We start from the raw sequence: 23,234 nt of genomic DNA on the forward strand, positions 1-23,234 counted from the left end.
AATAAAAAGGCTGCTGGTAATATCCAGACAGCCTTTTTTATTATTGCTCTTGTTTTTCTTTTTCTTGATTCGCAGCCATTTCAGCAGCAATTACATCAATTTCTTTTTTGAGTTCTTCTACCATTGTTTCTTCTGGTACTTTACGTACGACTTTTCCTTTACGGAATAATAAACCTTCTCCACGTGCGCCAGCGATACCGATATCAGCTTCGCGAGCTTCACCAGGTCCGTTTACTGCGCATCCAAGTACAGCGACTTTAATCGGTACTTTCAGTGTAGAGATATATTCTTCTACTTCATTTGCGATGCTAATAAGGTCAATCTCAATGCGACCGCATGTTGGGCAAGAAATAAGTGTTGCAGCGTTCGATGCAAGACCGAATGATTTTAACAATTCACGAGCAACTTTAACTTCTTCAACAGGATCAGCACTTAATGAAATACGAAGTGTATTTCCGATACCCTTACTTAAGATCGCACCCAGACCAGCGGCGCTTTTTACTGTCCCAGCAAATAGTGTTCCAGATTCTGTAATGCCTAGATGTAATGGATAATCAAAAGCACGAGCTGCTTTTTCGTATGCTTCAATAGCTAAGTTAACATCAGAGGCTTTCATCGATACGATAATATCGTGGAAATCTAAGTCCTCTAAAATTTTAATGTGATGCAAGGCACTTTCAACCATACCATCAGCAGTAGGATAGCCATATTTTTCTAAAATGTGGCGTTCTAATGAGCCAGCATTTACACCAATACGAATTGGAATACCGCGTTCTTTCGCTGCATTTACAACAGCTTCTACTTTATGGCGACGACCGATGTTTCCTGGATTGATACGTACCTTATCAATGCCACCTTCAATTGCTTTTAAAGCAAGACGATAATCAAAATGAATATCAGCAACAAGTGGGATGTTAATTTGTTTTTTAATATCAGCAATCGCATTTGCTGCGCGTTCGTCTGGGACAGCAACGCGGACAATTTGACAACCCGCTTCTTCTAACCGTTTGATTTCAGCAACGGTTGCTTCTACATCATGCGTTTTCGTTGTTGTCATACTTTGTATAATTAATTCATTATTACCGCCAATTGTTAAATTACCGACTTTAACAGGACGTGTTTTTGTACGATGAGTCATTTCATTCACGAATAGATCGCTCTCCTTATAAAAGAAGTTTCTTATTTTTCCTTCCATATCAAAAATAGTATATGTGATATGGAACGATAGAAACCTATATGCTCGGTTTCACTTTTACTATTGTATCAGCGCCTTTATGTAATTGACAAGGATTAAGTGATGATTCACTGATATAACGGGAATTTGTAAGATTTCCCGATTTGAATTTTTGTAGAAGATGTATTTGTATTTAATTGTTTAAAATCATCGATTACATTTTCAATAGAAGGAATCTTTCTCTTGTTAATTGCTTCTGTAATGGATAAAACAGTATCTCCTGTTTTTACTTCAATTGCTTTATATTGTATATTTGTTTCTTTTTTGGATTTTGTATCTACTTTTTCTTTTTTTACAGTTTGAGTAGCTGTTGTTTTTTTGTATGAACTTAACATTGGTAAAGTACCAATTTTAATATCATAATAAAACACGTAACCGAGAACAAGCACAAGTAAGAGTGCGCTAAGTCTCTTCATATTCCTCACTCCTTTGTTAGGAAATATATGCTTGTCCAAAAAAAAAATGCCAAAATGGCATTTTTTTATAGTTCGTGTTTTTCTTTAGGTTTTGGTATTTCTTTAATTGTTAAGTACAGAACAATTAAAATGATAGCAGTGTATAGAAGGAATGACCATGGTACATTTACCTTTAGTAAATCCATAATCATAAAGAAAATTGTCGGGATTGTATAGCTGTAAGCTGTTAATGTCCAAACTTGTTTGTAAGATAATTTTCGTTGACCAACCATGGCTGAACCAATGAAGGCTAAAATTGTTGTGCCTAGGAACGAAATAAATAATTGGATCAAGTAAATGGCTATTCCAACGCCGAACATGAGAAACGGATAAATATTATCAATGGCTGATACAATATTCTGTATATCTTTTTTCTCAAATGTACCATTACCGAAATCGCTATAAGACTGAATTTGTGTTTGGTTGTTATTAGTAGATACAACTTTATCTTTTAAAACGAATACACCTTGTTTATTTGCATATGCATTTGTATCTGTCGCATTAGGGTCAAATACGAAAACAAAATTCCCATCTTCTTTTATAATGGGTTCTTTGATGTCGGCATGAAGTTCACCGTTTTCAATTTTAAAATCCGGAAGGTCCTTTTCAATTGATTGGTGTACAGTAGAAACGACATCTTGTACGAAATTTCCAAATGTAAAAGTTTTTGGAATCGTTGCAATTAAACATAATAACATGATAAACAGAATTGTTTTCCCGATTTTTTGAAAACGAAAAAGTGCCATGTCTTTTGGCGAATATAAACTTTTTACTAGCTGCGTAAATATGGACATGTATCCACTTCCTTTGCTATATGTATGAAAGATTGATGCATAAAATCATTGTAACGTACGAATCTGGAGAATCACAAGCTATATCACACGAAATAAGGTTAATACTTCAGTAATTTGGCTATATAGAGAGGAATTACTACTAATAAAATTTTTCTTTATATGGGAGAAATCATCCGGCTATGCATAGAGGTGATCGCATTCTTTTCTTACCTTGTACGAAGGGAGAAAACGAGTGTAGGTTACTTTTTGTATCTCGTAGCAGGGGGGATGTCGAAAAATCAAAATGGATTCATATAATTATTCGCTTGCAGTAAGATAGCTCTTTAAGATTCGAAAAGGTAAAAATACAATTGACACTTTTCTTTTTTATATGGTAAATTTATCTTACATTTCTTAATCGATATATCTTACGATTTTTAGCTTTTATGAATGTTCAGTGGAGATTTGGTGGTACAATCTCAAATTTAGCCACCGCTGTATACATAATTCTGGACCCTTAGCTCAGCTGGTTAGAGCAGACGGCTCATAACCGTCCGGTCGTAGGTTCGAGTCCTACAGGGTCCATATCCATTTCACATGTTTATCATGTAGACAAGAAGCTTCCTTAATAGAAGGAAGCTTTTTTGACGAAATATATGAGCATTTTGTTTGAAAAGAAATGGGAATTTTGCTACGTTATTGATAGCAAGACAATGTGATTTAATTTGTTTTCACCCTATTGTAAATAGGGTAAAATGAAGTTGTATGCCAAGTGATTTTAGGCAATACATAAAATGGGAGGAATGTAACAATGGCGAAACATGAATTACCAAATTTACCTTATGCGTATGATGCTTTAGAACCTCACTTTGATAAAGAAACAATGAACATCCATCATACAAAACATCACAATACTTACGTAACAAACTTAAACGCTGCATTAGAGGGTCATGCAGAACTAGCTGACAAAAGTGTTGAAGAATTAGTTGCAAACTTGAACGAAGTACCAGAAGCAATTCGTACTGCAGTACGTAACAATGGTGGCGGACATGCGAACCACACTTTCTTCTGGACAATTCTATCTCCAAACGGTGGTGGACAGCCTGTAGGTGAACTTGCAGCAGCAATTGAAGCGAAATTCGGTAGCTTCGATGCATTCAAAGAAGAATTCGCAAAAGCTGGTGCAACTCGCTTCGGTTCTGGTTGGGCTTGGTTAGTAGTAAATAATGGTGAGCTAGAAGTAACAAGCACTCCAAACCAAGATTCTCCTTTAACAGAAGGTAAAACTCCAGTTATTGGTTTAGACGTTTGGGAACATGCTTATTACTTACATTACCAAAACCGTCGTCCTGACTACATCGGTGCATTCTGGAACGTTGTAGACTGGAACGCAGCTGAAAAACGTTACCAAGAAGCTAAATAATATCGCGTATTCCGTTTCATATAAGTCGATATTGAAGAAGCTAGGGGAATATTCTCCTAGCTTTTTTGTATGCTTTCTTTTACATAATTGCGTCGGTCTTTGGAAGACTAGAACATGAAGTAAAGGAGAGTTATATATGAAGTGGAAACATGTAATTGGCGATGTCGAGGTGAACCGTGATTTAATATTGTTACTTGTAATGGGGGGATTATACACGCTCGCGATATCTTTATCCAACACGTTTGTTAACATTTATTTATGGAAGCAGACACAAAACTATGTGAACCTTGGTTTGTATAATTTAGCAAGCGTTGTTTTGCAGCCATTAACATTCCTTTTTGCAGGGAAATTGGCAAAGCGAATAGATCGTGCTATTTTACTGCGAGTAGGAGTTGGAACATTAGCGACTTTTTTTATTGTTGTTTTGCTTGCAGGAACGCATGCCTCACATTACATTTTATTACTTGGTGGTCTTCTTGGAATTGGATATGGTTTTTATTGGCTTGCATTCAATTTGTTGACGTTTGAGATTACGGAACCGGAAACGCGTGATTTTTTTAACGGTTTTCTTGGTCTTCTAACATCTTTCGCAGGAATGATTGGACCAATAACAGCAGGATATACAATTTCACGTATGGAAAAGTGGAGCGGCTATACAGTCATCTTTTTTCTTTCATTAACTTTATTTGCGATTGCTGTTGTTATAAGCTTCTTTTTATCGAAAAGAGAATGCGAAGGGCGTTATGAAATTGTTCAAGTTTTGAAAGAGCGGAAGATTGATAAAAACTGGGGAAGGATTACACGCGCACATTTCTTTCAAGGATTAAGGGAAGGAACGTTTATTTTTGTTATTTCTGTATATGTCTATTTAGCATCAGGAAGTGAATTTGCATTAGGGAAGTATAGTTTAGTCAATTCCGCTGTTTCATTTGTATGTTATTACTTAGTTGCACGTATGCTAAAAAAGGAATGGAGAAAAAAATCGATTTTACTTGGTGGAATTATTTTGTATGCCGTTGTATTTTTGGTTGTTTTTCATGTTACATATGTAAAATTACTCATTTATGCAGCATGTATCGCTATTGCGTATCCAATTTTGCTCGTTCCATACGGTTCTATGACATATGATGTAATTGGAAGAGCAAAGCAGGCGAGAGAGTGGCGTGTTGAGTATATTGTTGTACGAGAACTATGGCTGAACGGCGGGAGAATATGTTCCATTTTAAGCTTCTTATGTGCAGTATCATTTTTTGCGCCAGAAAAAAGCTTACCTGTTTTATTATGTATTCTCGGCGCTGGACATTTACTTATTTATTTTGCTGTTAAAAATGTCAAATATGGGGAAGGAAATCTAAATAAGACAAGGGTTCCAGCATCTGAAACAACACAAAATCATACCGAACGAGAAGGTTAACTTCTTCTGAGTTTTATGCTAGAATAAAAAGACATGTAAAACAGCAGTGAGGACACCTGTAACAAGGTGTCCCTTTCCTATTACATAGCTGTTGGTAGAGGGGGTTCGTATGAGTAAAAAGAAGAAAAAAAAGAAGACCCACGTTCCGTTCCGGCTTAACGTGTTGTTTTTTTGTGTGTTTTTAATGTTTTCAGCGATTATTGTAAAGCTTGGAATGGTACAAATTGTACATGGTGAAGATTATAAAAATGAGGTTGAAAAAAAAGAAAATTCAACAGTAAGTAATCCGGTTCCACGCGGGAAAATCTTTGACAGATATGGTCGACCGGTTGTGGACAATAATCCAGTTCGTACAATTACGTTTACAAGAATGAAAGGATCCACTTCGGAAGAACGTTTAGAGACAGCGAAAAAACTTGCTAAGCTAATAGAAGTATCGCCGGATAAATTAACAGAACGTGATAAAAAAGATTATTGGCTTTCTTTACACGAAAAAGAAGCAAAAGAAAAGATTACAAAGAAAGACCAAGCGGAATTTAAAGCAAAGAAAATTGATGATAAAGAAATGGCAGAGCGTCAGCGTAATCGCGTGACAGAGGAAGAAATAAATCAGTTAACAGCGGAAGATTTAGAAATACTTGCGATTAAGAGTAAAATGGACGGCGGATATGCAATGACGCCGCAAATTATAAAAAAAGATGTAACACCACAAGAATATGCAATTATCAGTGAAAATTTAGCGTTGTTACCAGGTATAGATACGACAGTTGATTGGGACCGTAAATACACTTATGATGACATGTTCCGCAGTGTACTTGGTGGTGTAACAAGCTCAGATGAAGGATTGCCAAGGGAAAGACTAGATTATTTCCTTGTTAGGGACTATAACCGTAATGACCGCGTCGGTAAAAGTTATATTGAACAGCAATATGAGGATACGCTTCACGGTACAAAAGCAGAAGTGCGAAATATTACAGATAAAGACGGAAATATTTTAGAAACGATAAATGTATCTAAAGGGCAACGAGGAAATGACCTAAATTTAACAATTGATATGGAATTGCAAAAACGTGTAGAAGAAATTCTTGAAAAGAACTTAATGAAATATCAAGGTGCAGAACCTCTCTTAGATCGTGCATTTGTTGTGATGATGAACCCGAAAAATGGCGAAGTGTTATCTATGGCTGGAAAACAGCTCGTAGAAGAAGATGGAAAAAAAGAAGTGAAAGACTATGCATTAGGAACAATGACAAGTTCCTATCCGATGGGTTCAACTGTAAAAGGTGCAACAGTGCTTACCGGATATCAAACAGGAGCAATTCAACCTGGAACAGTATTACTAGATGAACCAATTAAATTAAAAGGTACACCAATAAAATCTTCTTGGAAAACGATGGGCTCTATTGATGACCTTACCGCTTTGAAAATGTCATCTAACGTATACATGTTTAAAACAGCCATGAATATTGCTGGAGTACCATATGTTAGAGGTGGTACATTAGATATTAAGAAAAAAGCATTTGAGGATATGCGTTATTATTTCAGTCAGTTTGGTCTTGGAGTAAAAACAGGTATTGACTTACCGAATGAAACAGCAGGACTTAAAGGTCCAGAATATACGCCTGGTTTCTTATTAGACTTAGCAATTGGACAGTATGATAACTATACACCACTTCAGCTTGCACAATATGTATCTACAATTGCAAACGGTGGTTATCGTATGCAACCACAAGTTGTAAAAGAAATTCGTCAACCAACCTCAAAACCAGATGAAGTTGGAAAAGTAATTGAATCGATGGAACCGAAAGTATTAAATCGTGTTGATATGCCTGAAGAACAAATTAAGCGTGTGCAAGAAGGATTTAGACAAGTGTTCAATGAACAGGGGGGCACTGGGACAAGATACTTTACTGGTGCACCATATAAAGCTGCTGGAAAAACTGGAACAGCTCAGATACCTTACGGCGGTGATAAAGCAATTGGAAGAGATGCAAATGGTCAGCGCAAAATCATTTATAACTTAACGTTAGTAGGTTATGCACCGCTGGATAATCCAGAAGTGGCGTTCTCTGTTGTTGTTCCATGGGTACATGATGATAAAACTGGTATTAATGGATACATTGGTCGTGAAATTATGGATGCTTACTTTGAATTGAAAAAACAAGAAGTTACAGGGGAAGCACCGAAGAATAAAGAAGAAGAATAAAAATATGTGAATTTGGCACACTATCTCAAAAGATAGTGTGCTTTTTTTTGTATTTTGTGCATAGAGTTTAGTAATTGTGGACGAGCATATCATATATACAAAATTCGGTGCTGAAAAATGAACTTTCTCATAGTATGACCGGTCATATATTTACTTTTGAGAAAAGAAGTAAATAAGAGAAAGGAGTATCGTATCCTTCACATTAAGTTGAACTTTACAAAACTTTTACAAATTATTAAAACCGAATTAATAGTTAGGCAGTATTCTTATATCTGTAATCCTGTTACTTCGGGATACTTCTAGGAGGACTACACGTGAAGTGGACAAGAAAATGTATCAAGATTTTATCAATATCGACATGTTTTATGTTTTCTGATGTGTCTACTTCATCCGCTGCTAATGATGTGAGGGAAGTGAGAGTTGATGGATCCTCAACCGTCTTTCCTATTATGGAAGCGATAGCGGAAGAATACACAAAAAAAGAACCACGTGTAAAAATTTCTATTAGTATATCTGGGACAGGAGGAGGATTCCATCGTTTTGGAAAAGGTGAAGTGGATATAAATAATGCTTCACGTAAGATGAAACAAGTAGAAGAAGATTTTATGAGAAAAAACTCCATCCAGTTTACACCATTTGAAATTGCTTATGATGGCCTCACAATCATTGTGAATCGTCAAAATACATGGGTAGATAATATGACAATAGAAGAATTACGTCTATTATGGAGTGAAAATGGGAAAACGAAACGATGGTCACATATTCATCCGAAATGGCCGCATGAAGAGGTACAATTTTATGCACCGGGTGTTGATTCGGGTACTTATGATTATTTTCAAAGTGTTGTCCTGCAAGACAACCGCCTTGCAAAAACAACTTCTTTATCTGAAGACGATCAAGTCATTATGCAAGGGGTAATGAATGATAAAAATGCAATTGCATTTGTGGGATACGCGTATTATATGGCAAATCGAGATAAGGTAAAAGCTATAAAGGTAAACGGTGTACTACCAACGAAAGAAACCATTCAATCTGGTGTTTATAAACCATTGTCTAGGTCACTGTTTGCTTATGTAAATCATGCTTCGATTCGAAATAGAAGTAGTGTGGCAGAGTATATGACATTTATGATGCAACATGCGGGTAGTCTTGCTGAAGAAGTCGGATATGTTAAGTTACCGCAAAAGAAATATAGTGAACAGCTGCGAATGTTAACAGAAATAAAAAGATAATGTCAGGGTGGAAAGGGGTTTTCATCTTTGGCTCGAAATGACAAAAGTCAAATTACATTTTCTGTGCAACATTTGATTGAAAGAAATACAATCAAAAGAAAGAAAACGCAGCGAATCAATCAAATAGTTCCATTACTATTAAAGGCAATTGCTAGTGTATCTATTATAACAACGATCGGCATTATCGTTACACTAGCGAATGAAACGATTATGTTTTTTCGTGAAATACCACTGTATTCTTTTTTCACTGAAAAAGAATGGTTACCATTTTTTGAAGAACCTAAGTTTGGGATACTTCCCCTTATATGTGGGACCGTACTTGTAACAACAATTGCGATGATAGTAGCTATTCCAATTGGATTAGGATGTGCCGTATTTTTAAATGAATATGCTTCACCCTTTGTTAGAAAAATACTAAAGCCTATTTTAGAGCTATTAGCAGGTGTTCCTACAATAGTATATGGATTTTTTGCTTTAACAATCGTTACACCGGCCTTACAGCGTGTCATTCCAGATTTACAGTTCTTTAATGCAATTAGTCCAGGCATAGTTATAGGGATTATGATGGTCCCGACAATCGCTTCGCTTTCTGAAGATGCGATGAGGGCTGTATCTACAGGAATAAAAGAGGCTTCGCTTGGGCTAGGGGCAACGCGTTTTGAAACTGTGCGAAAGGTTGTGTTTCCAGCGGCGTTTACCGGTATTATGGCTGCAATCCTATTAGCGGCTTCACGTGCGATTGGTGAAACGATGATTGTTGTCGTTGCTGGAGGTTCAACTCCAAATGTATCGATAGATCCGACGCATTCGATTCAAACGTTAACGGCTTATATTGTGCAAGTAAGCTTAGGTGATGCTCCCCATGGAACGACCACGTACTACAGCATGTACGCTGTAGGAGCGACGTTACTCATGTTTACATTCATGATGAATATAATTTCGCAGCAGGTTATGCGCCGTTTTAGAAAGGCGATATAAGATGCGAATGCTGAATCATGAGAAAATAAAAGAAAATATGGTAATACGTTTTTGGAAGGATCAAATATATAAGTCAATTTCTTATATGACAATGCTATTCTCTATTTGCATACTAATTTTATTACTGTATCAAATCTTTGAAAAAGGTGTAAGTTACCTTTCGATAGATTTTCTTATGAACTTTGCTTCACGTAATCCAAAGCAAGCTGGTATTGCCGCTGCATTGTCAGGAACAATTTTATTTATGAGTATAGTAGTGCCGGTTTCCTTTGTATTTGGAGTAGGTACAGCTCTTTATTTAGAACATTATGCAAGGCAATCTGTATTCACAAGAATTGTAGAATTAAATATTCAAACATTAGCAGGTGTGCCATCGGTTGTGTTTGGATTGCTTGGTTTAACAATTTTTGTATACGGTCTTCAGTTAGGGGAGAGTATAATAACCGCAGCGTTTACGATGAGTCTTCTTGTATTACCAACTGTCGTTGTATCGAGTCAAGAAGCGATTCGTATGGTGCCGCGTTCTCTGTTAGAAGCTTCGTATGGCATTGGTGCTACAAAATGGCAAACAATGTATAAGATTGTATTGCCAACTGCCTTGCCAGGAATTTTAACGGGATGTGTTTTGGCCTTATCGAGAGCAATTGGAGAAGCAGCACCACTATTAGTCATTGGAGCGCTTGCTTTCGCTAATTATATCCCACTTAACATGTTTGATAGATTTACAGTTTTACCAATTCAAATTTTTAATTGGATGAGTAGACCGCAAGAGGAATTTCAGCATGTGGCAGCAGCCGGTATGATTGTTTTATTAGGATTGTTGCTTATTATGAATGCGGTTGTCTTATGGTTACGAAATCGTAAGTAGTGGATGAAAGGGGAATTCAAAATGGTAGCAACAGTAGTAAACGTACAGGTGAAAAATGAAACGAAAGTTGAATCAGCGGCGAAGAAGATTGTATTCGATACAAAAAACTTAAACTTATGGTATGGAGAAGATCATGCGTTAAAAGATGTTAATTTAAGTATTCATGAGAATGAAGTAACGGCAATTATTGGGCCGAGTGGTTGTGGAAAATCAACATATTTAAAAACATTAAATCGCATGGTAGAACTCGTACCTATCGTTCGCACGACGGGAGTCATTGAATATCGAGATCGAAATATTTTTGATAAGTCATATCCCGTTGAAGAACTACGTACGCATGTTGGAATGGTATTCCAAAAGCCGAACCCATTTCCGAAATCTATCTATGAAAATATTGCTTATGGTCCAAAGATTCATGGTATTCGTGATAAGAAAACACTTGATGAAATTGTTGAAAAAAGTTTACGTGGTGCCGCGATTTGGGATGAATTAAAAGATCGATTACATGATAACGCATATGGTTTATCTGGTGGACAACAACAGCGTTTATGTATCGCACGTTGTTTAGCAATTGAACCGGATGTAATTTTAATGGATGAACCGACATCAGCATTGGATCCGATTTCTACACTAAAAGTTGAAGAATTAATTCAAGAGTTAAAGAAAGATTTTAGTATTGTCATTGTAACGCATAATATGCAACAAGCAGCACGTATCTCTGATAAGACAGCTTTCTTCTTAAGTGGTGAGGTTGTTGAATATACAGATACAAACAAATTATTTACGACACCTACAGATAAACGAACAGAAGATTATATTACAGGACGATTTGGTTAATATGATCAGAGCAGCTTATATAAGAGTAAATGCCCCTCTTAAAAGGGGCATTTATCATTTTTTATGTATGTAATAAATAAAGGGGGAAGAAACATGGTAAGGGAGCAATTTCATTATGATCTACAAACATTGCAGCAAAAGGTAATTGAACTTGGAGAATTGGCAGGAGAAGCTCTTTCTCGTTCTATGGAAGGGCTTCAGAAGAGAGATGTAGAAACGGCGTTGGAAGTCATTGATGGTGATTATCGCATGGATAATTTAGAAGAAGAAATTAATGACCTAGCACTTATGTTAATTACAAAGCAGCAACCTGTTGCAAGCGATTTGCGAAGAATTTTTGTTTCGATTAAAACAGCGACGGATTTAGAGCGTATTGCAGATCATGCCGTAAATATTGCTAAATCAACAATTCGGCTCGGAGAAAAAGATGTATCTGTCAGTTTGCACAATCTAGAACAGATGTTTACGATTGCTACGGATATGTTAAATTTATCGTTAGAAGCATATCAAGAAGAAAATTTAACCTTTGCAAAACAAATTGCGGAATTGGACGATTCTGTTGATGAAATATACGGGAGAGCGATTCGAGAATTTATTTCCTCTATCCCTGAACATCCTGAGGCGATTACGCAAATTACACAATTATCTTTTATTGCACGTTACATTGAGCGTGTAGCAGATCACATTACAAATATTGCCGAGAATGTTTTTTATTTGGTGAAAGGGAAACATTATTTGTTAAATGAATAGGAAGAAAATATCAGCAAGTGATGAGATATCGCTTGCTTTTTTAGTCAAAACATGACAAAAAAGGCTCGTTGTCTTGTTTTATTTATGATGATAAGATGTATCATAATGCGATATGGAAAAATGAAACAATATAGGTGGTATTTGTTTATTTGGCTGTTATAGGAGAGTAAAATTCTTACTACTTAGTAAAGCCCGATTTGTGAAGATGAATAATTAGTGAAGGAGGAGAATTGATTGAAGTTTCGCTTTATGATTTTCTCTTATTAAATTAATAAGTAAGCGCTTACTATTAATTATAATGAAGTGAAAAGGTTAATTTCTACATAAGTGACATACATATGGTATACAAGATCGTTCAACATTATAAAAGTGGAGGATGAATGTATATGAAGGGGGTTATTTTAGCTGGAGGGAAAGGAAAGCGTCTTAGACCGTTAACATGCAATCTTCCAAAGCCGATGTTACCATTACTTGAAAAACCAGTTATGGAATATAATATTGAGTTACTAAGGCGGCATGGTATTCATGAGATTGCAATTACAGTTCAATATATGGGTGCGGCTATTAAGAGATATTTTGGTGATGGGAGTAAATGGGGAGTAAAGTTACACTACTTCGAAGATTCACCACCACTTGGTACAGCAGGGAGTATTAAGCAAGCAGAATCGTTTTTAGATGAGCCATTTGTTGTAATTAGTGGAGATGCATTGACAGATTTTAACTTGTCGAAAGGAATTGAATTTCATAAGTGTAGGGGTAGACTAGTTACGATGTTCGTGAAGGAAGTGGAAAACCCACTGTCATTTGGTTCAGTTGTTATGAATAGAGAGCATGAAATTATGCGTTACATGGAAAAGCCAAGTTGGAATGAAGTGATTTCCAATATTGTAAATACAGGAATTTATATTATGGACCCCGGAATTTTTTCTTATATTTCATCAGCACAATTTTTTGACTTTAGTCAGCATGTATTTCCACAGTTAGAAAATAAAAAAGGGCTTTTTGGATATGAAGCGGAAGGTTATTGGTTAGATATTGGTACGTTAGATCAATATCGGCAGGCTCAGTTTGACTTACTTACAAAGAAAGTACGGGTACCGATTTCTTATACGGAAGTACTACCGATGGTTTGGATGGGAGAAGGAGTAACGATTGAAAAGGGAACAAAAATACAAGGACCGTCTTTTATCGGAGAAGGGGCAACTATTGGGGCAGGGGTGATCATTGATCCTTATTCAATTATCGGTAAGCAATGCACTATATCGGACCGCGCGAATCTTCAAAAAAGTATTATTCTTGCTCATACGCATGTAGGAAAACGTTGTGAGCTATTAGAGGCTACCGTTGGAGAAAACACAATGATCAAAGATGATGTTACTTTATTTGAGAAAAGTGTGGTAGCAGATCATTGTCAGATTGGAAAAAATACAGTGATACAACAAAATGGAAAACTATGGCCGGGTAAAGTTATTGATAGTCACTCGATTATTGCTTCGTCAGGAATCACTGAAAATGAAAAAACATCAGTTTGGTTACAAAAAAGTAGGGTGGTCGGCAGAGGGAATATAGAAATGACACCTCAATTTGTTGTAAAAGTAGCAATGGCATATGGTTCTCTTTTTTCGAAAGGGGAGCGCATATTAGTTGGAGGATATAGGGATGTAGAAATTGATATTTTTAAAAAGTTATTTCTACATGCAATTCATGGGGTTGGCTTGTATACGATGGAATGTCAAGAGATGAACGATTCGGCTTTTCGATATGCAATTCATGAGTTCGGGTGTACCGGGGGCGTTTTTATTCACTTTGAACAAGAAGAAGGAATTGTCATTCAACTCTATGGTAAAGAAGGTATACGGCTATCGTATAAACAACAAAAAGAATTGGAACACTTGTATACGTCAGAAGCATTTCATTACGTGTATGATAAAGAAATAGGACGAAATGAAACGGTACATATTTGTTTAGAAAAATATGTTGAATCTGTTTTAGCGTCTTTAGATATCGAAACGATACAGAAGCAAACATTTCACCTTCTTATTAATAAAAGAGATGAAATGTTTCAGTCCCTACTTATATCCTTCTTGCAAAAGCTAGGTTGTACAATTACATGGGTTCATGCTAGTGAAAAAAAAGAACATGTTAAATTGTTAATGAAATCAAGTAGGGCTCATATGGCTCTTATGTTTTATGAACAAGGGAATAATTTTGAATTATACGACAATCATGGTGGGATTTACCAAAGTGTGAATTGTGAAGAAATCGACGTACCTGATTTATTACTTGAGACAACAGAAAGTGTTTATCCATTATCATTAAAATTAGGAGAGTGCTATCTTCTTTTTTATATGTATGGTGAACAAAGTGAATCTCAGATGAGATGGCAGCAAGATAGTTTATATCGAATTGGAAAATTATTTGAACTAATTGCTCGTCAAGGAAATACATTGTTGACGATGTTAGAGCAATCGCCACCCCTTTACTTATTATGTGATGAAGTTGTTTGTTCGTGGAAAGAAAAAGGGAAAGTAATGGGAATGTTATTGCAAGATATGGAAAAAAGGGAGGTCGAAGTATTAGAGGGAATTCAATTTAAATATACGGAAAAAGAGTGGTCTTATATTGTTTCTGATGCAAAACATCCCAAATTTCTTGTATATTCACATGCGAGAAATCCAGTAATAGCAAAGGAAAATATGAAAACTCTTATAGAAAAGATTAGACAATATCAAAAGGTGTAGAATTTTTGTTTTAAAAGTGGTATTATAGTATAGTCTGATTTAAGTTATTAGTGACTGGAGGGAAATAAGAATGCGTGTGAATATTACTCTAGCATGTACAGAATGCGGAGATCGTAACTATATCTCAAAGAAAAATAAACGTAACAACACGGAGCGCCTTGAGCTTAAAAAGTATTGCAAGCGTGACAAGAAGTCTACGTTACACCGTGAAACAAAGTAAACAGTAGGAATATTTCCTACTGTTTCTTTTTTTTGGCAGCTCTTATAGAAAAGTGATGATACACGAAAAAAATGATAAACTGTTCACAAGAACGTAATTCATTTTGCGATAATTTAAAAACGAGTAAGGATTACTTTATAGGGGGAAGAGCGCGTGAAAGAGGAGAAGGTACGTTTACGTAAGAAAATAGTAGAAAAAATGAATTCTTTATCGAAAGAACAGCACAAAACTTTATCAGAACAAATCGTATTTTCTTTATATAAACAAAAAGAGTGGAGAGAAGCGAAAACAATCGGAATTACTCTTTCGATGGAACATGAGGTTAATACATATGTAATTATCGAACAAGCATGGCGAGAAGGAAAAAAAGTCGTTGTTCCAAAGTGTAATCGAGAGACAAGAACAATGATCTTTCGTCAAATAACAAATTTTGATCAATTAGAAACAGTGTATATGAACTTGCGTGAACCCATTCCTGCGCTAACAGTAGAATCAGAAGCAAATGAAATTGATCTTCTTTTTGTACCTGGAGTTGCATATACAAGACGAGGAGAACGTATTGGATACGGCGGTGGTTATTATGATCGCTATTTGTTGCAGTATGAAGGGAAAACGCTATCATTAGCTTTTGATTTTCAACTTGTAAGTTATATTCCAACAGAGCCATTTGATCAAAATGTACAAAAAATTATTACAGAAAAAGAAACAATTGTTCAAAATGAACTTGTATAGACAAATAAAAATTGACGAGGCTTTTTCTTGTTGATTATAATAAAATATGTGAACGTTTTCTTATTATATTTCCATAATAAGTGGGCATAGAGGGTGATAAAATGATATCAATTTATGATATTCAGCAATTGCTAAAAAAATTTGGAACAATCATTTACACAGGTGATCGAATCGCTGATTTACAATTAATGCAAGATGAGTTGCGGGAATTAAATCAATCACAGCTGATTGAGCCAAAAGACTATCAAACAGCTTTATTTTTATTGAAGCAAGAGATTCAAAAAGAAATGAGCAAGAATTAGATAAAGGTAGGTTAGCAAATATGGAAGAAAAGTGGTTAGTTGGTGTTGACCTTGGTGGGACAACGATTAAATTAGCATTTATTAATGTGTACGGTGAAATTTTACATAAGTGGGAAATCCCAACGAATACAAGTGAGCAAGGCAAACATATTACATTAGATGTAGCGAAAGCAATTGATAAAAAGTTAGAAGAATTAGAAGAATTAAAGAGCAAGTTAATTGGTATTGGTATGGGTGCGCCTGGGCCAGTGCATGTCGCTTCTGGTATGATTTATGAAGCAGTTAATTTAGGTTGGAAAAACTATCCATTAAAAGATTTATTAGAAGTAGAAACAGGCTTACCTGTTGTAGTTGATAATGATGCAAATTTAGCAGCGCTTGGTGAAATGTGGAAAGGTGCCGGTGAGGGAGCGAAAGATCTTGTTTGTATGACACTTGGAACTGGCGTTGGCGGCGGTGTAATTGCAAACGGTGAAATTGTGCACGGTGTAAGTGGTGCTGCTGGTGAGATCGGACATATTACAGTCGTAACAGAAAATGCATTTCCTTGTAACTGTGGAAAATCTGGATGTTTAGAAACAGTGGCTTCAGCAACAGGTATCGTACGTGTTGCTATGCAAAAATTACAAAATACAGATGAACCAAGTGTACTTCGCTCAATGTTAGAAGAAGAGGGACGTATTACATCTAAAGATGTATTTGAAGCACTTGGAAAAGGTGATGCTTTAGCGGAACAAGTTGTAGAAAAAGTAGCTTCTTATTTAGGATTAGCTGTAGCGAATCTTTCTAGTACGTTAAATCCAGAAAAGATTGTAATTGGCGGCGGTGTATCTAAAGCTGGTGATGCATTGTTACAACCAATTCAGCGCTATTTTAAACAGTATGCATTTTCACGTGCTGCTAAGAGCACGAAGTTAGCGATCGCAAGGCTTGGTAATGATGCTGGTGTAATCGGCGGAGCCTGGCTTGTGAAGAAGTATAAATATGAAGTTATGAAATAAAGAATAGAATCAGTGAGGCTGAATGAAAATTAAGATGAGGCTACTGATGTTTATATGGTAATGAGAAGAGGAAGGGGGAGTCCCTTCCTCTTTTTATGCAAAATCTTGATGGAGAATAGAACTGTAAGTGAATTAATGAGCTGGTGGGTATCCGCTATTAAGGACAGTCATAAACGTAAACCATCCGAAAACAAGTACAGTTGCAACAGCGAAGCCGCCTGCAAGTAGATTTTTTTCACGTAACGTTCTAAGGGTGGCGAATACAGCTAACAGAGTGACTAGCGCAAAAATAATAACAAGACCCATATATGATCCCCCTCTGCTCTCTCATTCTTTCGTTTGAGTTTTTGAAATATTTGTTCTTTTTTATTGTACATGTTTTAGAAATGATTGTCGAGATAGCACCGTTTCTTTTCCTGAGGGGAAGAAATGTTGTATCATAAAAGTAAGTTTAACAACTGGAGGAGATTTAAAAATGAAATGGATACAAATGCCGTTAGGACCATTACAAACAAATGCCTATATTTTAATCAATGATCAAAAAGAGTGTATTATTTTTGATCCAGGTAGTGAAGGAGAGAAGCTTGTAACGTATTTACAAGAAGAACAATTAAAGCCGCTTGCAGTTTTATTAACGCATGCTCATTTTGATCATATTGGTGCAGTCGATGAAGTGAGGGAGGCTTTTCATATCCCGGTATATGTACATAAAGAGGAAGCAGATTGGTTAGGAGATGCGACTGTCAATGGTTCACAAATTTTTATGATGAATCGAAGCATTACAGCAAAACCTGCTGATCAAATCATTAAAGGAGAAGGAACTTTAACAATTGGATCTTTTACATTTGAAATGTTTGAGACGCCAGGGCATTCTCCGGGTAGTATTTCATATTATTGTAAAGAGGCAAATGCTATATTTTCAGGAGATGTACTATTCCAAATGAGTATTGGTCGAACAGATTTACCAGGTGGAAGTTTTGCAGAATTAATTGGGAGCATTGAAGAAAAATTATTTGTACTGCCAGATGATACAGCGGTATTATGTGGACATGGACCAGAAACAAATATCGGTTTCGAAAAAGAAAATAATCCATTTTTACAATAAGGAGCTATACGGGGATGGAGTTCGTTTTAAGAAAATGGATGGAAAAAGAAAAGGATTATTCGATTTCATATAGTACATATATGAACCTTGCACTATATGATGAAGATTGCGGATATTATATGAAAGAACGTGAGAAAATCGGAAGGAATGGTGACTTTTTTACAAGTAGTAATATTTCTTCTGTATTTGCAAAGACATTTGCACGTTTTTTTATCCGTCTTGTTGAAAATGGAGAAATCCCTCCAAATATTTGTGAAATTGGTGGAGGAACAGGAAGATTTGCTTATGCTGTTTTACAAGAATGGAAACACCTCTCTCCAGAGACTTTTATAGAGTTACGGTATTCTATCGTTGAAGTAAGTTCTTTCCATAGAAAAGTACAAAAACATCAACTTGATTCATTTTCAAATGTTTCGCAGTACAAATCCTATGAGGAGTTAGGTGAGTCTTTTACAGGAGTTGTTTTTTCAAATGAATTGTTTGATGCATTTCCTGTTGAAGTAGTTGAGAAGCGAGATAGTATTTTGTATGAAGTACGAATAACGTATACAGATGAAGGAAAACTTACAGAAGTATTAAGGCCGATAGAAGAAAGAGTAAGTAGTTACCTTCAAAGGCGTCATATTCAACTTTCTGATAGGCAGCGATTTGAGGTACCAATAGCAATGGAAACTTATTTGCAAGAAGTTGCAAAATGGTTCGAGGAAGGCTTATTTATCACAGTTGATTATGGATATACGAAGGCGGAGTGGATGCATCCTGCTCACCATGAAGGGAGTATAAGGGGGTATTATAACCATAGGCTCATTCGAAATCCTTTGAAGTATCCAGGAGAAATGGATATAACAGCACATATTCATTGGGATGAATTGAAAGAAATAGGAGAAGAGAGTGCTCTGCATACAGTGTGGCATACGAAACAAAGGGAGTTTTTACTTGCGGCAGGTATATTAGAACAACTTGCTATTCATCAAGATTCCGACCCTTTTTCTGAGAAACAGAAGCAAAATCGGGCGATTCGTTCAATGATTTTACATGGAGGGATGAGTGATGCTTTTGATGTTGTTATACAAAAAAAAGGAATGTCACATTTTGATTTAAAGCAGTACTTACATATATAGAAAAAACAAGACACAGAATTATTCTGCGTCTTGTTTTTTGATACGACTTTAGGATATGTAGTATTGTATATTTTCTCTCATGATATATATTTATATTAAAGATATGAGATAGAAAATATAGAATACGCCCTTTTTGTTTGGTTACCTCTAACCTAGTAATACACGAACAAGTTGAATGATTGTTTCATTCTCTACTTTGTAGTAAATTTCCAATCCTTTTCTTTCACTAGAAACAATTTTAGCACTTTTTAATTTTGCTAAATGCTGTGAAATTGTGGATTGTGGCATATTTAAGCCTGTGTACATTGTCGAAACATTGCTCGGACCGCGTTCGATTAATCCTTTTACAATACATAAACGAACAGGATGAGCAAGAACCTTCAATAATTCTGCATTATTTTCGTATAGTTCCAATTCCTTTTGAAAGGTTTCTAACATGTTTTTTCCACCTCCATGCGAGCTGTTATACCCATACTATACATACCAAAAATCTAAAGAAAAGAAAATAGTTGTTGCAAAAAAAATGTTCTACAGTAAAGAAATTGTAAGAAAAGAGACCAGGGTGTAAATAACTTTGCTAAATTTGTACGTTTTGTAACACGATGTTTTTTGTTGAAAATCACAATATGTTTGAAGATACAGATACATTTATAACACGATTTTATCATGAATTTTTTGTTCTTTCAAATGAATATACAAAATTTTTAAAATAATAAGAAAAAGGATTTTGTATGTTTTTATAGAATGTAATTCTGGATGAAATGAAGGTATAGAATAACATAGTTTAAAAAAACATTTTCATTTCCCTAGAGGTTTACTTAAAACGATAAGTGGTGATGATATATGAATGGTGTATTATCTTAATTTGTAAATCATTGGTATCATAATAATAAATATAAAAGGATAGACCAAGTGGCTGTGATATGCTTGATCTATCCTTTTCTTTATTTCAATGTTGAATGAAAACTGTTTGAATAAAAATTTCTTATGCATTCACAGGTTCTTCTACATAAGAAAGAGCGTTGTCAAAATCGGCAATTAAATCATCTATATTTTCAAGGCCAACTGATAAACGGAGCAATGAATTAGAAATACCTCTTTCATCACGTGCTTTTTGTGATAATGCGGCATGTGACATTTTTGCGGGATAGGAGAGGATGGATTCTACAGCTCCTAAACTTACTGCAAATACAGGCAGTTTGACTTGGGATAAGAATTGTCGCAAAGCATCTTCAGATTGCAGCGTGAAAGATAAAACAGCACCGGCAGATTGTGCTTGTGACTGTTGTATGTCATAGCCTAGGTGTGATTCTAATCCAGGATAATACACATTCTGAATTTTTGAGTGCTTTTGTAAGTAATGAGCAATTTTATTGGCATTTGTTGCTGAGTGTTCAAGACGTACGTGTAATGTTTTCAAACCACGAAGAACGAGAGAGCAATCTTGTGGTCCTAATATAGCACCAAATGCATTTTGCAAGAAGCCCAGTTTTTTAGCGAGTTCTTCATCTTTAACAACTGCTAACCCAGCTGTAACATCACTATGCCCAGCAATAAACTTTGTCGCGCTGTGGAGTACAATATCTGCTCCGAGTTCAAGTGGTTTTTGAAATAGTGGTGTTAAAAATGTGTTATCAACAAAAGTAAGAGCCCCAGCAGATTTCGCTAATTCACAAACCGCACGAATGTTAGTTACTTTTAATAAAGGATTGGATGGTGTTTCAATGTAAAATACTTTTGTATTCGGTTTAATATTTTGTTTGACTGCCTCTAAATTTGTCATGTCAACGAATGTATGTGAAACACCGTAACGAGAGAGGACCTCTGTTACAATACGATACGTTCCTCCATATACATCTTCTGAAATGAGAACATGATCGCCTTGTGAGAGAAGTAGAAAAGCAGTAGAAATCGCTGCAATTCCAGATGCGAAGGCAAATCCTTTTGTTCCCCCTTCTAATAAAGCAATGATGTCTTCAAGTGCATCACGAGTTGGATTCCCAGAGCGACTGTAGTCGTATTTTCCAAAGGTATCTACATCAAATTGATGAAATGTTGATGTATTATAAATAGGAACGTTAACAGCTCCTGTTTGTGAATCATGTTTATATTGGTTATGAAGTAAGAGTGTATCTAATGAATAACTCATATTCTCACACCTTCTTTTACATGTTTAATAGCTTGTTTCAAGTCTTGAATTAAATCATCTCCGTTTTCGATGCCGACGGAGAAACGGAGGAGACGATTACATACACCACGTGCTGTACGTACTTCCTCTGGGATATCTGCATGTGTTTGTGTTGCTGGATATGTCATTAAACTTTCAACCCCGCCAAGACTTTCTGCAAATGTAATTAATGATAAAGATTGTAAGAAAGAATTTATCCATTTCTCATCAAGAAGACGAAACGAAATCATGCCGCCTCTTCCTGGATAAAAAACATCGGTTACACCCTCTTCGTCGTTTAAATAAGAAACGATTTTCTTTGCGTTTTCTTCATGTTGTTTCATACGAAGAGCCAACGTTTTCATACCACGAATTAATAACCACGAATCAAATGGGCTTAATACAGCACCAGAGGCGTTATGATAGTGGGCAAGTTCTTCGCAAAGTGCCTGACCTTTTGCAACAACAAGGCCACTTAGTACATCATTATGACCACCTAAATACTTTGTCGCACTGTGAAGTACGATGTCTGCGCCTTTCGTCAATGGTTGTTGTATGTAGGGTGTATAAAAAGTATTATCAACAATCAAAAGGACCCCATGTTGTTTTGCAACGGCTGCGACAGCTGCAATGTCGGTTACTTGCATTAATGGATTGGTTGGTGTTTCTATGAAAATAGCTTTTGTTTGAGAAGAGATAGCTTTTTCTATCTGTTTTATAGATTGTGTATCTACGTATCTACATCGAATATTCCATTTTTCTTCATGTTCCGAAAATAAACGATAGGTTCCTCCATATAAATCTTCTGATATGATAAGTTCATCTCCAGAGCGGAATAAGGAAAGAATAAGAAGAACAGCTGCCATTCCAGAGCTACAGGCATAGCCTTGTTGACCTTCTTCTAAATCAGCAATTGCGCGTTCTAAAAGACCGCGCGTTGGATTTCCTGTTCGTGAATAATCAAAACCTGTTGATTTTCCAATTCCTTCATGGCGATAAGCGGTGGAAAAGTAAACGGGTGGGTTAACTGTTCCTGTTGTAGTTTCGCTTCGATTTCCAATTTGGGCTAGTTTTGTTTCGATTGTTGACATGTGAAATGCCTCCTTTATAAAGTGAAAAATTAATCAGCGGGATAAAAATAAAAAAGCCTTCTAAGAAGAAGGCTTTCATGCGAATATAGTCTTCTTCTTATCTTTCAAATTTGTTTACAATTTGCTGGAATTAGCACCTTATTAACGAACGTGTTAATGGTTGCTGAGGTGTCGTAGGGCCAGTCCCTCTACCTCTCTAGATAAGAATAGTTTGTATGAAATTTTATTATGCTTTTTACTTTACAACAAAAGATAATTGAATTGCAACTTAATTTTAAATATTTTTTATTTTTGAATTAATTACATTGACTTTCAGTTTATGCCATGCTAAGTTTATTAGAAAATTAACAAAGATTGTTAAAAGGTACACGTATTTCCTTTAAAAATAGATTAATAATAAAGAAAAACTCTTATTGAGAGCGGTGGAGGGATTGGCCCTGTGAAACCCGGCAACCTTCAAACGAAATGTTTGAAACGGTGCTAATACCTGCAAAACAATTCGTTTTGCATGATAAGAGGAGGATTCATGATGTCCCCCTCTTCAAGGTGAAGAGGGGTTTTTATATTGATAGAAAAGAGGGAGA

The 23,234-nt window shown here is 35.8% G+C and carries 22 protein-coding genes, 1 tRNA gene and 2 riboswitches; of the genes, 16 read left to right on the top strand and 7 right to left on the bottom strand.

The genetic code is table 11. From position 1 onward, the window contains the following. Positions 1-40: 40 nt before the first annotated feature. The 3 genes from ispG to M014_RS0100375 form a co-directional block, all read right to left on the bottom strand. Positions 41-1,138: a flavodoxin-dependent (E)-4-hydroxy-3-methylbut-2-enyl-diphosphate synthase gene (ispG, locus tag M014_RS0100365; RefSeq protein ID WP_161785268.1), complete on the bottom strand. Its 1,098-nt coding sequence runs from the start codon at positions 1,136-1,138 to the stop codon at positions 41-43. A 164-nt stretch (positions 1,139-1,302) separates the two neighbouring features. Next, on the bottom strand, positions 1,303-1,650 hold the full coding sequence (locus tag M014_RS0100370; protein WP_026589913.1) for a hypothetical protein: 348 nt from the start codon (positions 1,648-1,650) through the stop codon (positions 1,303-1,305). 65 nt (positions 1,651-1,715) lie between these two features. Beyond that, on the bottom strand, positions 1,716-2,483 hold the full coding sequence (locus tag M014_RS0100375; RefSeq protein ID WP_026589914.1) for a DUF1189 domain-containing protein: 768 nt from the start codon (positions 2,481-2,483) through the stop codon (positions 1,716-1,718). A 490-nt stretch (positions 2,484-2,973) separates the two neighbouring features. Here M014_RS0100375 and M014_RS0100380 point away from each other — a divergent pair. The 14 genes from M014_RS0100380 to M014_RS0100445 all read left to right on the top strand — a co-directional run bounded on the left by M014_RS0100380 (position 2,974) and on the right by M014_RS0100445 (position 17,166). After that, a tRNA-Ile gene (locus M014_RS0100380) sits at positions 2,974-3,047 on the top strand. A 226-nt stretch (positions 3,048-3,273) separates the two neighbouring features. Then, positions 3,274-3,885, top strand: a complete 612-nt coding sequence (gene sodA, locus M014_RS0100385) for a superoxide dismutase [Mn] (protein ID WP_026589915.1) — start codon at positions 3,274-3,276, stop codon at positions 3,883-3,885. Between the two features lie 136 nt (positions 3,886-4,021). Continuing rightward, entirely contained in the window at positions 4,022-5,299 is a 1,278-nt protein-coding gene (locus M014_RS0100390; RefSeq protein WP_026589916.1) for an MFS transporter, read from the top strand. A gap of 109 nt (positions 5,300-5,408) precedes the next feature. Beyond that, a complete protein-coding gene (locus M014_RS0100395; protein ID WP_026589917.1) occupies positions 5,409-7,505 on the top strand; it encodes a peptidoglycan D,D-transpeptidase FtsI family protein in 2,097 nt (698 codons plus the stop codon). Positions 7,506-7,819: 314 nt separating this feature from the next. After that, positions 7,820-8,737: a PstS family phosphate ABC transporter substrate-binding protein gene (locus tag M014_RS0100400; protein WP_026589918.1), complete on the top strand. Its 918-nt coding sequence runs from the start codon at positions 7,820-7,822 to the stop codon at positions 8,735-8,737. Positions 8,738-8,764: 27 nt separating this feature from the next. Then, a complete protein-coding gene (gene pstC, locus M014_RS0100405) occupies positions 8,765-9,715 on the top strand; it encodes a phosphate ABC transporter permease subunit PstC (protein WP_026589919.1) in 951 nt (316 codons plus the stop codon). A 1-nt stretch (position 9,716) separates the two neighbouring features. After that, entirely contained in the window at positions 9,717-10,583 is an 867-nt protein-coding gene (gene pstA / locus M014_RS0100410; RefSeq protein WP_026589920.1) for a phosphate ABC transporter permease PstA, read from the top strand. Positions 10,584-10,604: 21 nt separating this feature from the next. Further along, positions 10,605-11,420, top strand: coding sequence for a phosphate ABC transporter ATP-binding protein (gene pstB, locus M014_RS0100415; protein ID WP_026589921.1), 816 nt, complete (start codon positions 10,605-10,607; stop codon positions 11,418-11,420). A 93-nt stretch (positions 11,421-11,513) separates the two neighbouring features. Beyond that, positions 11,514-12,170 (top strand): phosphate signaling complex protein PhoU, encoded by a 657-nt coding sequence (phoU, locus tag M014_RS0100420; RefSeq protein ID WP_026589922.1) that lies wholly within the window; start codon positions 11,514-11,516, stop codon positions 12,168-12,170. A 386-nt stretch (positions 12,171-12,556) separates the two neighbouring features. Next, positions 12,557-14,911, top strand: a complete 2,355-nt coding sequence (locus tag M014_RS0100425; RefSeq protein ID WP_026589923.1) for a sugar phosphate nucleotidyltransferase — start codon at positions 12,557-12,559, stop codon at positions 14,909-14,911. A gap of 70 nt (positions 14,912-14,981) precedes the next feature. After that, entirely contained in the window at positions 14,982-15,131 is a 150-nt protein-coding gene (gene rpmG / locus M014_RS0100430) for a 50S ribosomal protein L33 (protein ID WP_001265618.1), read from the top strand. A gap of 153 nt (positions 15,132-15,284) precedes the next feature. Next, positions 15,285-15,863 carry a 5-formyltetrahydrofolate cyclo-ligase gene (locus M014_RS0100435; protein ID WP_026589924.1) on the top strand — a complete coding sequence of 193 codons (579 nt, stop codon included), beginning with the start codon at positions 15,285-15,287 and terminating at the stop codon, positions 15,861-15,863. Between the two features lie 101 nt (positions 15,864-15,964). Further along, positions 15,965-16,165 carry a YqgQ family protein gene (locus tag M014_RS0100440; protein WP_016116335.1) on the top strand — a complete coding sequence of 67 codons (201 nt, stop codon included), beginning with the start codon at positions 15,965-15,967 and terminating at the stop codon, positions 16,163-16,165. Between the two features lie 20 nt (positions 16,166-16,185). Continuing rightward, positions 16,186-17,166: an ROK family glucokinase gene (locus M014_RS0100445; RefSeq protein WP_026589925.1), complete on the top strand. Its 981-nt coding sequence runs from the start codon at positions 16,186-16,188 to the stop codon at positions 17,164-17,166. A gap of 132 nt (positions 17,167-17,298) precedes the next feature. Here the strand turns inward: M014_RS0100445 and M014_RS27655 are convergent, their stop codons facing one another. Then, complete coding sequence (locus M014_RS27655) at positions 17,299-17,472, bottom strand: DUF2759 domain-containing protein (RefSeq protein WP_026589926.1); 174 nt, start codon at positions 17,470-17,472, stop codon at positions 17,299-17,301. Between the two features lie 169 nt (positions 17,473-17,641). On the opposite strand from M014_RS27655, the gene M014_RS0100455 reads away from it, so the two are divergent. Next, positions 17,642-18,271 (top strand): MBL fold metallo-hydrolase, encoded by a 630-nt coding sequence (locus M014_RS0100455; protein ID WP_026589927.1) that lies wholly within the window; start codon positions 17,642-17,644, stop codon positions 18,269-18,271. Between the two features lie 14 nt (positions 18,272-18,285). Beyond that, positions 18,286-19,392: a class I SAM-dependent methyltransferase gene (locus tag M014_RS0100460; RefSeq protein ID WP_026589928.1), complete on the top strand. Its 1,107-nt coding sequence runs from the start codon at positions 18,286-18,288 to the stop codon at positions 19,390-19,392. Positions 19,393-19,539: 147 nt separating this feature from the next. On the opposite strand, the gene M014_RS0100465 is transcribed toward M014_RS0100460, so the two are convergent. The 3 genes from M014_RS0100465 to M014_RS0100475 all read right to left on the bottom strand — a co-directional run bounded on the left by M014_RS0100465 (position 19,540) and on the right by M014_RS0100475 (position 22,650). Further along, on the bottom strand, positions 19,540-19,830 hold the full coding sequence (locus M014_RS0100465) for an ArsR/SmtB family transcription factor (RefSeq protein ID WP_000894376.1): 291 nt from the start codon (positions 19,828-19,830) through the stop codon (positions 19,540-19,542). Positions 19,831-20,377: 547 nt separating this feature from the next. After that, positions 20,378-21,541: a cystathionine beta-lyase gene (metC, locus tag M014_RS0100470; RefSeq protein WP_026589929.1), complete on the bottom strand. Its 1,164-nt coding sequence runs from the start codon at positions 21,539-21,541 to the stop codon at positions 20,378-20,380. Next, positions 21,538-22,650 carry a methionine biosynthesis PLP-dependent protein gene (locus M014_RS0100475; RefSeq protein ID WP_026589930.1) on the bottom strand — a complete coding sequence of 371 codons (1,113 nt, stop codon included), beginning with the start codon at positions 22,648-22,650 and terminating at the stop codon, positions 21,538-21,540. The genes metC and M014_RS0100475 overlap by 4 nt, the downstream gene beginning before the upstream one ends. Before the next feature lie 94 nt (positions 22,651-22,744). Then, positions 22,745-22,857: riboswitch (SAM riboswitch) on the bottom strand. 200 nt (positions 22,858-23,057) lie between these two features. Beyond that, a riboswitch (SAM riboswitch) is annotated at positions 23,058-23,168 on the top strand. Positions 23,169-23,234: the final 66 nt, after the last annotated feature.

Source organism: Bacillus sp. UNC437CL72CviS29 (assembly GCF_000482345.1).
Taxonomy (GTDB): Bacteria; Bacillota; Bacilli; order Bacillales; family Bacillaceae_G; genus Bacillus_A; species Bacillus_A arachidis.

Excerpts from the sequence above, each read along its gene's own strand:
- M014_RS0100440 (WP_016116335.1), top strand. The coding sequence starts at position 15,965 with ATGATATCAATTTATGATATTCAGCAATTGCTAAAAAAATTTGGAACA.
- sodA (WP_026589915.1), top strand. The coding sequence starts at position 3,274 with ATGGCGAAACATGAATTACCAAATTTACCTTATGCGTATGATGCTTTA.
- pstB (WP_026589921.1), top strand. The coding sequence starts at position 10,605 with ATGGTAGCAACAGTAGTAAACGTACAGGTGAAAAATGAAACGAAAGTT.
- pstA (WP_026589920.1), top strand. The coding sequence starts at position 9,717 with ATGCGAATGCTGAATCATGAGAAAATAAAAGAAAATATGGTAATACGT.
- M014_RS27655 (WP_026589926.1), bottom strand. The coding sequence starts at position 17,472 with ATGGGTCTTGTTATTATTTTTGCGCTAGTCACTCTGTTAGCTGTATTC.
- metC (WP_026589929.1), bottom strand. The coding sequence starts at position 21,541 with ATGAGTTATTCATTAGATACACTCTTACTTCATAACCAATATAAACAT.
- M014_RS0100375 (WP_026589914.1), bottom strand. The coding sequence starts at position 2,483 with ATGTCCATATTTACGCAGCTAGTAAAAAGTTTATATTCGCCAAAAGAC.
- M014_RS0100425 (WP_026589923.1), top strand. The coding sequence starts at position 12,557 with ATGAAGGGGGTTATTTTAGCTGGAGGGAAAGGAAAGCGTCTTAGACCG.
- ispG (WP_161785268.1), bottom strand. The coding sequence starts at position 1,138 with ATGACTCATCGTACAAAAACACGTCCTGTTAAAGTCGGTAATTTAACA.
- M014_RS0100475 (WP_026589930.1), bottom strand. The coding sequence starts at position 22,650 with ATGTCAACAATCGAAACAAAACTAGCCCAAATTGGAAATCGAAGCGAA.
- phoU (WP_026589922.1), top strand. The coding sequence starts at position 11,514 with ATGGTAAGGGAGCAATTTCATTATGATCTACAAACATTGCAGCAAAAG.
- M014_RS0100395 (WP_026589917.1), top strand. The coding sequence starts at position 5,409 with ATGAGTAAAAAGAAGAAAAAAAAGAAGACCCACGTTCCGTTCCGGCTT.
- M014_RS0100465 (WP_000894376.1), bottom strand. The coding sequence starts at position 19,830 with ATGTTAGAAACCTTTCAAAAGGAATTGGAACTATACGAAAATAATGCA.
- M014_RS0100455 (WP_026589927.1), top strand. The coding sequence starts at position 17,642 with ATGAAATGGATACAAATGCCGTTAGGACCATTACAAACAAATGCCTAT.
- M014_RS0100370 (WP_026589913.1), bottom strand. The coding sequence starts at position 1,650 with ATGAAGAGACTTAGCGCACTCTTACTTGTGCTTGTTCTCGGTTACGTG.
- M014_RS0100390 (WP_026589916.1), top strand. The coding sequence starts at position 4,022 with ATGAAGTGGAAACATGTAATTGGCGATGTCGAGGTGAACCGTGATTTA.
- M014_RS0100460 (WP_026589928.1), top strand. The coding sequence starts at position 18,286 with ATGGAGTTCGTTTTAAGAAAATGGATGGAAAAAGAAAAGGATTATTCG.
- M014_RS0100445 (WP_026589925.1), top strand. The coding sequence starts at position 16,186 with ATGGAAGAAAAGTGGTTAGTTGGTGTTGACCTTGGTGGGACAACGATT.
- rpmG (WP_001265618.1), top strand. The coding sequence starts at position 14,982 with ATGCGTGTGAATATTACTCTAGCATGTACAGAATGCGGAGATCGTAAC.